This window comes from Streptosporangiales bacterium, from assembly GCA_009379825.1.
Classification (GTDB): Bacteria; Actinomycetota; Actinomycetes; order Streptosporangiales; family WHST01; genus WHST01.
Genome location: WHTA01000112.1, coordinates 1 through 12516, shown reverse-complemented (window position 1 = coordinate 12516; position 12516 = coordinate 1). Strand labels below are relative to the sequence as shown.

Annotated in this window: 8 protein-coding genes and 2 pseudogenes; 6 read left to right on the top strand and 4 right to left on the bottom strand. The window is 67.7% G+C overall.

The genetic code is table 11. The annotated features are described in order from the left end of the window. Both GEV07_28810 and GEV07_28805 read right to left on the bottom strand, forming a co-directional pair. The coding region (locus GEV07_28810) for a maturase (protein ID MQA06540.1) at positions 1–1772 on the bottom strand (1772 nt) is incomplete at its 3' end. A 533-nt stretch (positions 1773–2305) separates the two neighbouring features. Then, positions 2306–2707: pseudogene (locus tag GEV07_28805) on the bottom strand (group II intron reverse transcriptase/maturase). Between the two features lie 728 nt (positions 2708–3435). On the opposite strand from GEV07_28805, the gene GEV07_28800 reads away from it, so the two are divergent. From GEV07_28800 to GEV07_28780, 5 genes are read left to right on the top strand one after another with little or no spacing between them, the layout of a single operon-like run. Next, entirely contained in the window at positions 3436–4761 is a 1326-nt protein-coding gene (locus GEV07_28800) for a hypothetical protein (protein ID MQA06539.1), read from the top strand. Then, positions 4724–6901: a CoA-binding protein gene (locus GEV07_28795; protein ID MQA06538.1), complete on the top strand. Its 2178-nt coding sequence runs from the start codon at positions 4724–4726 to the stop codon at positions 6899–6901. Before GEV07_28800 ends, GEV07_28795 begins: the two co-directional genes overlap by 38 nt. After that, entirely contained in the window at positions 6895–7680 is a 786-nt protein-coding gene (locus GEV07_28790) for a hypothetical protein (protein ID MQA06537.1), read from the top strand. The genes GEV07_28795 and GEV07_28790 overlap by 7 nt, the downstream gene beginning before the upstream one ends. A gap of 28 nt (positions 7681–7708) precedes the next feature. Continuing rightward, a complete protein-coding gene (locus GEV07_28785; protein MQA06536.1) occupies positions 7709–8125 on the top strand; it encodes a hypothetical protein in 417 nt (138 codons plus the stop codon). Continuing rightward, on the top strand, positions 8122–8484 hold the full coding sequence (locus GEV07_28780; GenBank protein MQA06535.1) for a hypothetical protein: 363 nt from the start codon (positions 8122–8124) through the stop codon (positions 8482–8484). The genes GEV07_28785 and GEV07_28780 overlap by 4 nt, the downstream gene beginning before the upstream one ends. 14 nt (positions 8485–8498) lie before the next feature. Here the strand turns inward: GEV07_28780 and GEV07_28775 are convergent, their stop codons facing one another. Continuing rightward, positions 8499–8801, bottom strand: coding sequence for a hypothetical protein (locus GEV07_28775; GenBank protein ID MQA06534.1), 303 nt, complete (start codon positions 8799–8801; stop codon positions 8499–8501). A gap of 86 nt (positions 8802–8887) precedes the next feature. Between GEV07_28775 and GEV07_28770 the strand changes: the two are divergent. Then, a pseudogene (locus tag GEV07_28770) lies at positions 8888–11993 on the top strand (Tn3 family transposase). A 4-nt stretch (positions 11994–11997) separates the two neighbouring features. Here GEV07_28770 and GEV07_28765 read toward each other — a convergent pair. Then, positions 11998–12480, bottom strand: a complete 483-nt coding sequence (locus GEV07_28765) for a DUF1524 domain-containing protein (GenBank protein ID MQA06533.1) — start codon at positions 12478–12480, stop codon at positions 11998–12000. Positions 12481–12516 lie beyond the last annotated feature (36 nt).

Here is a 12516-nt window from a genome sequence, read left to right as displayed (position 1 = left end):
CGCGTGGGGTGACCAGCATGAATGGCGTCATGGCAGGCGGTGCAGACGATCAGGGTCTTGCGTCGCCGTTTCGCCATGATGTGTATCCACGCCGGTTTCTCGTTCCTTCCTGCTCTGTCGAGGTCGGCGAGCTTGCGGATGTGGTGGACCTCCAATCGTTGGGTTGTCCCGCACAGTTCGCAGCGCCCGGCGATGAGCCGACCAATCAGCTCATTGCCGCTCGTCGTAAACAGGTTGGGTGAGCGGTCTACCAGGGCCGCTTTCTTCTGCCGCCGCAGTGGGATACCGCCGAATCTCGCGACCAGTGGTTCTTTACCTCCTCCGCGTTCGACCGTGGTCTGGAAGCACACTCGTGGCCCGTGCGGTGTGGCGATGGTGGTCTTGTACTTGCGGGCCATCTTCGCCACCGACGAGCCGTGTTTGCCAGCCAAGGTCTTCAGCAGTGAGGTCTCCATGACCCAATGCAGCCTGTTCAGGTGGCAGACATCGGCGGCCAGGAGGTAGTACTGAACAACACCCCTGTACTCGGCCTGATACTGCGAGATGATCGAGTAGTCCTGATCACTGAGCATCTGTGGCCGATGCCATGGCTTGCCATGGCACATATAAGGGGAGCACCTGCGCGTGATCGCGTCCTCGGGTACTCGTAGCCCGATCTCTCCGTTGATCGACCGCTTACCGTTGGTGAGCTTGTCATCAGCGTGCTGGGTCACGATGTTGTATCCGAGGAAGCGGGCCTTGCCCGTTCGGGCATGGGTGATCAGCGTTTTCTGTTCGGACAGTTCCAGTTTGAGCTCGTCGCGCAGGAACCGTCCGAGCAGCTGCTTGATCTGTACCGCTTCGGCCTTCGGTCCACTGAATCCGAGCAGAACGTCGTCTGCGTACCTGATGTAGCGCAGCCGGCGGTAGCCAGGATCGCAGGGATCCTTGCTAGGGAGTGATCGACGGTGCAGGCGCGCTGCCCGCACCGCCGCCCGGTCTCCGCGTCGGCGGGCGCTACGGATGGCAGCCGAGTCCCGTGCATACTCCGGGTTCTCCGCCCGGCGTACGCCTCGGTTGAACAGCGGTAGCAGCTGTGTCTCGACGTATCTGTCCAGTCGGTCCAGATAAATATTGGACAGGATCGGTGATGCGGTACCACCTTGGGGGACGCCGCTCAGCGTGGCACCCCACTTCCAGTCCTCCAAGTACCCGGCCGACAACATTCCACCCACCAGCCGCAGGAACCGGTTATCGTGGATTTTCTCGCCCAGCGCGTCGAGCATGATCGAATGATCGAGCGACTCGAAACACCGGGCGATATCGCCCTCGATAAACCACGCCGTCCCGTTCCAGACATCCACCACTTCCTGCAAGACAGTGTGGCAGCCCCGGCCGGGACGGAAACCATGGGAGTGCTCGGAGAATTGGACGTCGTAGTACGCGTTCAACAGCGCACGAACAACTTCGGCCAGTAACTTGTCCGACCACGTTGGAAGCCCCAACGGGCGCCGCTTCCCATCGCGTTTTGGCACGTAGGTGCGGCGGACCGGGCTCCACCGCCACCGTTCAGACCGAACGGCGTCGATGATCGCATCGATCTTTGCCAGGGACATTCCATCCACGGTTTCCCCGGTGACCCCCGCCGTCATCGCACCCGCATTGGAGTACAACTTGCGGTAGGCCAGCACATACAGCTGCGGGTTGAACAGTTGCCGATACAGCCGTTCCAGCGGCAGACCACGCCTGCCGCGCTCACGAAGGACACCCAGTACCGTTTCGGCGTTCTGCATATTTCGCATACCTCCCGGTCTTCAGTATCCGAATCACCTGAGCCACTTCGCCCTGTGGACGGCTTTCCCGTCCTCCCCGACAGGTCGTTACTCCTGCGACTACTATTGGCTCTCCGTTACCATAGGGCTCGCACCCCTTAGGCAATCCCGTGGTACGGCCTCGTCGTACGTATCGAGCGTGACTTAGGCAATCCACTCATCTCCTTGGATGTCCTCGCTGGACATCGCCCGCGCCCCTGAAGGTTGCGCCGACCTACATTCCATGCCGAAGCAGGGCACGGCATCGGTTTCAAGCGTCGTTCCGATGGATGCGCGTACTCACCGTCTGGAGATTGGATTTCAAGCAATACAGCCTTTACCAATATCACGCGGGCCCCGCAGCGCATCGCGTTTGACGCTTTCGACGACCGCTGCTTTCCTGGCATGCTACTGTCCCCTTCACCTTTCGGATCCAGGTAAGCCATCAGGCCCAGAAACAACCTCCCATTTCTCCCGACTGTGTCGGGGATACGACAAAGCGCCGCACGGCGCACGATGTACACCCGCCTGGTCGGCCTGGCCCGGTAGCGCCCCGCATGCAGCCGATCATGCAGGTCGAGGAGGTTGTCCTCCAGGTCCTGCCCGTAGGCCGCCCACGTCACCTCGTCCACCCCCGCCGCAGCATTCGGGTTGATCGCCCGATACGCCGCCCGAAGCCGGTCGATGGTCACGTGGTGCAACAGCGCGGTGAACCGTGCCTCCTTATCTCGTACTGCCACTTGCCGCACACGATCCAGCGCACTGGGCGCATCTTGCCCGGCCCTGTGTCCGGGACGCGTTTTGCTGGCCGTGTTCCCCTTGGCCGGTCCCCTTACCTCCCCCGCCTCCGCAGCCGTAGCCTTGTTCGGCGGGTTCGCAGGTACTACGGGACCGTCCGACTGCCCATGACCGTTCATCCCAGCATTACCGCCTCGGCGTTGCCTGGGCGGCCCGTCCGGTGATCAGCCGGCCGGGCGGACATGGGCTCTCCCGGTTCTCGCGCATGAAGGTTCCGTACATGCCCTGGTTCTTTGACCACGCGGGGTCCGACGGTGGCTCGCGATAGCGCCACCGCCAATGTTGCCTTCCGCCATTCCGACAGCGTGGACACCCCGAAACGCACATTTCGTGGCTCAATAGCCCGGCCTGCACGTACCCCTGCCAACGCTTCGCCGCCACCCTCACGGACAACGACGCATGACTCGGGGCCGCCGCGGGTCGCTAGCCCTTCGACGTAGAGCTCTTCCATCTCCTCCTCCATGCCGGTTTATCCCGGCGCTCCGAAACGTGTGCCAGAACCGGAAACGCCGCCCCGTGTGCTGCCTTATCTACCAGGCCCCGGAGTGGCGCGGCCAGCACCGCGCCACCTGCCCCAAGGTGCCGGTCGCCGAGACCATCACCCGCACACGCGCCTGGCTCGGCTGACGCCCCCACTCGCCCCGCCCGTACCTCCCCGCGCTCACCGTGCTGCGCATGCTCCACAACGGCAATCCCTGGATCCCAGCCACCACCGGCTAATCAGCTGAGTAGTTACGTTCAGCTCACCTCCGTTGGTTACCTGAGGTCGTAGCTGAACGAACAAGGTCTTGGCTAAACGATCGCTTAGCGTTAATGTGCGAAGCCACGCTACCTATGGGAGTCCGGTGTGAGCACAAAGAACGAGCTGCCGACCGTCGCGCGGCCCCCGTCCACGTGGCGACAGTGGATCAGCAGTATCGGCCCTGGTTTCTTCGTCGCGATGGCCTGGCTCGGCACGGGCGATCTCATCGACAACTCCGTCGCCGGCGCGAACTACGGCTACGCGCTGCTGTGGGCACTCGTAGTCGCATTGGTGGCCAAGTTCTTCTTCGTCAACGCGCTCAGCAAGTACCAACTGGGGAACGTGCACGGTGACGACAGCCCGATGCAGGGCTTCGCGCGCGCATGGCGTCCGCTCTCGCTGCTCGTCGCCATCTCGATCGGCGTGCTGATCTTCGTCTACGAGTCGTACTTCATCGTGGGTGCAGGCACCGCCATCCACCACCTCACCGGTCAGGCGGTGGGCGGTGAGTACGGCATCTTCCTCTGGTCCGTGGTCGCGGTCGCGGCGAGCATCGGCATCCTGTTCAGCGGGCGCGAGTACCGGATCATGGAGGTGTTCGCCCGCGTCACCGTCGCGCTCCTAGTGCTCACCTTCGTGATCTCCGCGGTGATCCACGGTCCGGACCTCGTCGAGGTCGGCAAGGGTCTGCTGTACGAACTTCCGGCGAACAAGGGAGCGTTCGGGTCGATCATCCTTGCGGTCGCCATCATGGGAGCCGTCGGCGTCACTCCGGCCACGGTCATCTACTGCTACGCCATCCGCGAACGAGGCTGGCGGGGGCCGGAGTTCAGGAAGCTCGCCGTCGTCGACGCACTGCTCGCTGTCGCTGCGATCGCAGTGATCGACATCTCCATTTGGGTGACCGCCGCGCAGACCATGTACGGCTCAGGCGACCTGATCGACGGCACCGACGGTCTGGTGCTCATGATGGAGCGCGCGATGGGACCTGCAGGTCCCGTGCTGATGTGGCTCGCGGTCTTCTTCGTGACGTTCAGCTCGATGGCGTCCACCGCGTACATCTACAGCAAGGTGGTCGCTGACGGGATCCGCTACAGCCGGCGCAACCAATCGGCGGGCTCGGGAGAGTCGACCAGGTTCGTCCACCGCCTGGCGATCGTGGGGCTGGTCCTGCCGCTCGTGTTCTCGCTGCCGCAGGCTCCGGACTTCGTCATCCTGACCGTGCTCGGATCGGCGATCTCGGTGGCCTGCGTCCCGCTCGTCGTAGCAGGCATCTTCTACGTCACGAGCAGCCGACGGCACATGCGACCGGAGAGCGTCAACAAGCCGTGGGAGATCGTTGCGTTGCTCGTGATCTCGGCACTCGCGGTGGTGGCGGTGTACGGACTCGGCCGTGGTCTCGTGGAAAGCTTGGCAGGGATCGCGGGTTAGGGGGACGGCGAGATTGGTCGACGGGTTGGCGGCGTTGTACCGGCCGGAGTCGATTGCGGTGATCGGTGCATCCGACGACCCGGACAAGGTCGGTGGCCGGTCCATCGGATACCTCGACGAGTACGGGTTCCGGGGCAACGTCTTCCCCGTGAACCCCAATCGGGACACGGTTCAGGGCATCAAGGCCTATCACAGCGTGGCCGAGATCGACGCCGAGATCGACGTCGCGATCATCGCCACCCCGGCCGCCAAGGTGTTGGGACACCTGGAGGAGTGCGGCAAACGCGGAGTGCGGGCTTGCATCGTCTTCAGCTCGGGCTTCGGCGAGGTCGACGAGGCGGGCAGGCAGCAGCAGGACCAGTTCGTCGAGGTCGCACGGCGGTACTCGATGCGCGTACTCGGACCGAACTGTCAGGGTGTCGCCAACATGGGCACAAGCGGCATCGCCGCGTTCTCGACCTGCTTTTCGACCAATCGTGTGCGCGACGGTGCGATTGCGATCGTGAGCCAGAGCGGTGCGGTCGCCGGGATGCTCTCCGACATCCAGCACGACCGTCCGGCCGGCATCAGGTTCTGGGCGGCTACCGGCAACGAAGCCGACGTAGGCGTGGCCGAACTCGTCGACCAGGCGCTGCAGGACCCTGCGGTTCGCGTTGTCGAGGTCTACTGCGAGCACCTGAAGAACGCCGACCTGCTCGCCCGAGCCGCGCGGCGTGCCGCGCAGGCCGGCAAGACCATCCTCATGCTCAAGGCGGGGGTGACCCCCGCAGGTACCGGAGCAGCCGGTTCACACACCGGTGCGCTCGCCCAGGACGATGCCGTCGTCGACGCGTTCCTGCGCCACCACGGGATCGTCCGTGTGCAGAGCCTGCAACAGCTCGCGGACTACGCTCAAGTGTTCGCGAGCCCCAAACCGGCATCAGGTAACCGGCTCGCCATCCTGACGAACTCCGGTGGGCTCGGTGTGATGATGGCCGACCGTTGCGCACGGGCCGGGTTGGAGTTGGCGGAGCTGCGCCCAGCGACCAGGAGCGCGCTGGCTGAGTACCTGCCCGCGTTCGCCGCGACGGGCAACCCGATCGACGTCACGGCCGAGCTGTTGGCGAACAGCCGGCTGCTCGGCCAGACGCTCACCGTTCTCGCCGCCGATCCAGGGATCGACACAATCGTCGTTGCGTTGGGAATCCTCGGGAAGGGCTACGACGTCGAGCAGATCGTCGAGGATCTCGACGAGGTGAACCGGACGGCCGAAGCAACGCTCGCCGTCTGCTGGATCGGCGGGGTGGAGTACGGCGTCGAGGAGCTCGTTCGCCGCGGGGTGGCCACCTTCACCGACGACGCCGCATGTATGTACGCGCTCGGGCGCTACGCGAGTCATGGGCGGCAGCGGGAACTGAGGGCTATGCGCGAGGAACCGGCGGCCACAGGCGCGCCGGGTCTCTCGGCGTGGACCGGCGTTGCGTCCGCTAGCGGCTTCCTGAGCGAGAACGCGAGCAAGCAGCTGCTGCGGAGTTGGGATCTGCCGGTCGTCGACGGCCACCTCGTGCAGACCGCGGACGAGGCCGTGGCGGCTGCCGGGCGGCTCGGCTATCCAGTTGTCCTGAAGCTGTGCTCGGCCGAGGTGACGCACAAGACCGAACTGGGATTGGTGTGTACCGGCCTGGCCACGGTGACGGAGGTGCGCGCCGCCGCAGAGAGCGTCAGGACGCGAGCTGACGAGGCCGGCGTCGACCCGGTCGAGGGGCTGCTCGTCGAGGCGATGGCCGAGGGGGCGGTCGAGATCGCGCTCGGGGCGAGGCGGGATCCGAACTTCGGCATGGTCATGTTGCTCGCTGCCGGTGGTGTGCATGTGGAGGCGCTCGCGGACTTCCAGCTCGTGTTCCCCTCGGCGAGCCGCACCGAGTTCTTGGAGGCGATCCGGGCGCTGGGCATCCACCCGGTGCTCGCCAACTACCGCGGCATCGGGCCACTGGACGAAGCGGCGCTCGCGGACCTGTTGGCAGCCTTCGCCACCCGGATCGCCGCCGCCGGCAGCGAGGTGGCCGAGGTCGACCTCAACCCGGTGTTCGTCGCTGCCGCTGGCCGTGGCGTGACGATCGCGGACGCGCTGATCAGGCTCGACGACGGAGGTGCGTGGTGACGCCGGAACATCTGCACATCGACGACCGGGACGGCGTCCGCACGATCACGTTGAACCGGCCAGACTCGCTGAACGCCCTCACCTACGACGTCCTCGACGAACTCGACGCCGCGGCCGAGGCGGCGCACTCCGACCCGAACGTGCGGGTCGTCGTCGTCAGGGGTGCGGGACGGGCGTTCTGCGCCGGGGACGACCTGACCGGCATGGGCACCCCCACGACGCCGATCCCTGACGACGCGAACCTCCGAGCCGAGCTCGGCTACACCAGGTTCGTCCTCGCGCTGCGGCGGCTGGCGAAGCCGGTCATCGGCCAGGTGCACGGCTACGCCATGGGAGCGGGCTGCGACCTGGTGCTGGCGTGCGACCTGGTTGTCGCGGCCGAGGGCACGCAGTTCGGTCTGTCCTTCGCGCGGCGCGGCATGGTCGGCGGGACGTGCCTGCTTCCTCAGCTGGTGGGCTACCAGAAGGCGTGCGATCTGCTGTTCACTGGACGCACGTTCGACGTGTCCGAGGCGCAGCAGTTGGGCATCGTGACCGCGGTCGTGCCCGCCGAGCAGCTCGATGACGAAGTGCGAACGCGGGCGGCAGCGCTCGCGAGGGGGCCAACGGCAGCGCTAGGTCTGGCCAAGCGCGCCATCAACCAGAGCATCGGGATGCCGCTGGAGAACGCGGTCGAAATGCAACGGCACGTCACGGCGAGTATGTACCACACCCACGACTACGAAGAGGGCAGAGCGGCCTTCAAGCAGCGCCGCGAGCCGGACTACAGGGGCCGGTGAGCCGGCGCCGGGAGGAGGTCTCAGCCAGATGCCGCGTATCGCCCAGGAGTTCGTCGACTTCCCGTACGACGAGCTGCAGTTGGACCAGGTGTGGACGTCGACCTACGAGATCGCTGCCGAGCTCGTCGACGCCTACGACCGCCAGGTCGGCGCCCATCGGCAGTCGAGCCGCCGTACCGCGCCGCCCTGGGTCTTCTGCACCTTCCTGCCGATGTACCGGGCGCTTGGCGGACGGATGGAACAGGGGTCGGTGCACGTTCAACAGACTGCGGAGCACCACGCCGTCACGTACGTGGGTGAGGTGCTCGACGTCGAGGTGCGGGTGAGTGACAAGCGCGAGCGCGACGGCCGCAAGCGCGTCGCGCTGGAGACGAGCTACCGCGGCGCCGAGCGCGACCTGCGGTGCAGAGTGCACACCACGTTGCTCTGGGGGTATTCGGGATGACGGACTACGGCTCGACGGCCACTGTTTTCAGTCAGGACGACCTCGACGCGTTCGGCATCGTCAGCGGCGGCACCGGTCTCATCCACACCGAACCGGAGTACGCGCGCACGACGTCGTTCGGCGCCACGCTGGTCCAGGGCATCTACCTGCTCGCCGTCGTGGAGAGGCAGCTCTGCGAGCTCGTGCCCAACTGGGCCGATGGCGGCACCATCTCGGTCAAGTTCGTGTCCCCGGTGAAGACCGGCGACGAGTTCCGCGTGCACTTCGCCTCCGACCCGGACGAGCAGAACCGCGTCCAGATCGAGGCTCACGCCGGCGACCGGGTCGCGCTTGCCGGCACCGCGCAGCTGCCCGCCTGAGTTCAGGCGCGGGCTCAGCTGTCGTCGGGGAGCATGTCGCGCTGGCGCGTGCGGGCCTCGCGCACGAGGGTTGTCACGGCATCCTGCTGTGCCGACGCCGCCTGGTAGGGGACGCGGCGCACGTAGCGGCCGTCGCCGACCAACAGTCGCGCTGGGTCGGTGAGCAGGGCGCCCTTGTGGAACACCAGGCTGACGCCGGTCTTCGCGACCGCGATCGCGCACACCCAGTGGTGCCAGTCGGCCGCGGCGGCGAACGTCAGCCGCCCCCACTTGACGGCCTCGTGCAGCTCGGCGGCGGCACGCACGATCGCAGCCAGCTCCGGGGTCTGAGGTGCAGCGGTACAGGAACCTCCGCTAAGGCCGCTGGTCTTGGGTGTCGTGCTGTTCTCTAGGTTTGACCGCCATGCCGGTGGAGTTCCTCAGTGATGAGCAGGTGGCGGCGTACGGCCGGTTCGACGGGCCGCCGGCGCGGTCCGAGCTGGAGCGGTTCTTCTTCCTCGACGACGCGGACCGGCAAGTGGTACGGCGTCGGCGGGGTAAGCACAATCGGCTGGGGTTCGCGCTGCAGCTGGGCACGGTGCGCTTCCTCGGAACGTTCCTGGCGGACCCGGTCGAGGTGCCATGGCCGGTGGTCGAGTACGTCGCGGGCCGGCTGGGGCTACCGGACGCCTCGGTGGTCAAGGCGTACTCCGAGCGGCCGGCGACGCAGTGGGAGCACACCGCGGAGATCCGTGCCGTCTACGGCTACCTCGACTTCATGGGCGGGGAACGTGGCCTGCGTGAGTTCCTGGGTGCCCGGGCGTGGACACGTCCGGAGCGCCCGAGCGAACTGTTCGACCATGCGGTGGCCTGGCTGCGTGCGGGCCGGGTGCTGCTGCCGGGGGTGAGCGTGTTGGCCCGGCTGGTGGCCGAGGTCCGGGCCGAGACCACCGACCGGCTTCACCGGGTCCTCGCGGAACCGGTCGAGGCTGCGTTGCGCACGCGGCTGGAGAGTCTGCTCCTGGTCCCGGACGGGGCCCGGGTCTCGGAGCTGGACCGGCTGCGTCGGGCACCCGACGCGCGCGTCAGGCCCGGAGATGGTGCGTGCGCTGGATCGGGCCGGCGAGATCCTCGGGGTGGGCGCCGGCTCTGTGGACGTCGGCGGGGTGCCGCCGGCGCGGGTCGAGGTGCTGGCCCGGCAGGGCCTGACCAGCAACGCTGCGATGCTACGGCGGCTCCCTGAGGTGCGGCGGACCGCGACGCTGGTCGCGACGGCCCGCGCGCTTGAGGTCGCCGCCGTCGACGACGCTCTGGACCTGTTCGCAGTGCTGATGACCAGCAAGCTGCTCGCCGCCGCGGAGCGGTCCTCGATCAAGGAACGGCTGCGGTCGCTGCCGCAGCTGCGACAGGCCTCGATCACCCTGGCCGCCGCGGCGCGGGCGCTGCTCGAGGTCGCCGACGGTGGCAGCGGTGAGGTGCTGGACCCGGCCGCGGCGTGGTCTCGGTTGCTGGTCGCGGTGCCGCGGGAGCGGTTGGCGGCCGCGGTGGCCACGGTCGATGAGCTCGCACCGGATGCCGACGACGATACGGACGCGGCTACCCGAGCCGAGCTGGTGAAGCGCTACGCCACGGTCCGGCCGTTTCTGGCGATGCTGGCCGAGGTGGTGCCGTTCGACGCGACCGAGGCGGGCCGACCGGTGCTGGTCGCGGTACAGGGCCTCGCGGAGCTGGCAGGGCGCCGGCGGATCCGCCATGAGCAGTTCGTCGCATTCGTCGGCGCTGAGGTGGTGGGGAAGGTGGTGATCGGGTCGTGGCGGCCACTGGTGTTCGCCAACCCCGACCTGGCCGAGGGCGCGGTCGACTTGCGCGCCTACACCCTGTGTGTGCTGGAGGCGCTGCACCGTGGACTGCGTCGCCGCGACGTCTACGCGGTCGGCTCGGCGCGGTGGGGTGACCCGCGGGCACGGCTGCTGGACGGCCCGGCGTGGGAGCAGGCCCGGCCGCGGGTGCTCACCGCGCTGCGCCTCAGCGACGCCGCCCAGCCCCACCTCCGTGACCTGGCCGACCGCCTTGACACCGCCTATACCGGTCTCGCGGCCAAGCTCGCCCCGTCCGGGCAGCGCCCGACCGACATACCGGTCCGTCTCGAGCCCGGCCTGGACGGCCGGATGCGGCTGCACCTGGCCCGCCTCGACGCGGTGCCGGAGCCGGCCTCGCTGGTGGCGTTGCGGGAACGGGTGGCCGCGATGCTGCCGCGGGTCGACCTGCCCGAGGTGCTGCTCGAGGTCGACGCCTGGACCGGCTACCTGGGCGGGTTCACCCACCTCGCCGAGACCGGCACCCGGATGGACGACCTCACCGTCTCGATGGCGGCGGTGCTGGTCGCCGAGGGCTGCAACCTCGGCCTAGCCCCGGTGGTCAAGCCCGGCCAGCCGGCGCTGACCCGCGACCGGCTCTCCCACGTGGCCCAGAACTACCTGCGCAGCGAGACCCTCGCGTCCGCGAACGCCCAGCTGATCAAGGCGCAGGCCGGCATCGAGGTGGCACGGCTGTGGGGCGGCGGACTGGTCGCCTCGGTCGACGGGTTGCGCTTCGTCGTCCCCATCCGCACCCTCGACGCTGGCCCGAACCCCCGCTACTTCGGGCAACGCCGCGGCATCACGTGGCTGAACGCGATCAACGACCAGGTCGCCGGAATCGGCGCCGTCGTGGTCACCGGCACCATGCGGGACTCCCTGCACGTCCTCGACGTCATCCTCAACCGCGACGGCGGCCCCGCCCCCGAGCTCGTCGCGACCGACACCGCGTCCTACTCCGACATCGTGTTCGGGCTGTTCCGGCTGCTCGGCTACCAGTTCAGCCCGCGGATCGCCGACCTCCCCGACCAGCGGCTGTGGCGCCTCACCCTGCCCGGCACGCCGGCCGCAGACTACGGGCCGCTCAACGCGGTCGCCCGTCACCACCTCTCCTACGAACGGATCCGCACCCACTGGCCGGACATGCTCCGAGTCGCCGGGTCCCTGCACACCGGCACCGTCACCGGCTACGACCTGCTGCGGATGCTCGGCCGCGACGGGCACCCCAGCCCGCTCGGCACCGCGTTCGCCGAGTACGGGCGGGCGGCGAAGACACTGCACCTGCTGGCCATGTGCGACCCCGACGACGAGACCTACCGGCGCACCGTGCACACGCAACTCACCGTGCAGGAGTCCCGGCACCGCCTCGCCCGCAAGATCTTCCACGGCCAACGCGGCGAACTGCGCCAGCGCTACCGCGACGGCCAAGAGGACCAGCTCGGCGCGCTCGGACTGGTCCTCAACGCCGCAGTACTGTGGAACACCCGCTACACCGACGCCGCCCTGGCCCAGCTCCGCGCTGACGGCTACCCCGTCCTCGCCGAGGACGTCGCCCGGCTGTCCCCGCTCGTCGATAGCCACCTCAACGTGCACGGCCGCTACGCGTTCACCCCACCCACCGGCGACGGCCTCCGGCCGCTCCGAGACCCTGCCGTCGCGGCCGACGACGAGTAGGGTTTTAGCGGGTCCGGACAGAATCCTCCTCGTTGATGCCATTGACGGCTTGGGCCAGCCGGATCGCGGGAGCGTTGGCCGGGTACCAGTCGCCGCGGTGGGTACCAGCAGCAGTCACTCGGGCGCCGCGGCACGAGATGCCGGTCGTCGCGCCGGAGGCGACGGTCAGGTAGTCCGCGGCGTACCGGCAGTGGTAGTCACGGTTGTCCGGCATCCACTCCCCCGGCCCAGAATCGCTCTTGGACATGTTCGCCGACCCGTCCACGGCACGCAGGTTATCCAGGTCGTTCGCGAACTGCACTCGGCGCGGCAGCGGCCACCGATGCGCGCCCATGTCCCAGGCCTGCGCCAAAGGGTAGACGTGGTCGATCTGCACGTCCCAGGCCGGAGTTCCGCAGTTCGTAGGCAGATGGGTGGAGCTGGGATCGCGTTTGGCCTGGTGAGCGCGGTGAAGGTCACCGCGAAGCTGGAAACCGTGTAGGCACACACATTCGGCGTGTCATTCAGCTAACACAGGTGTTCT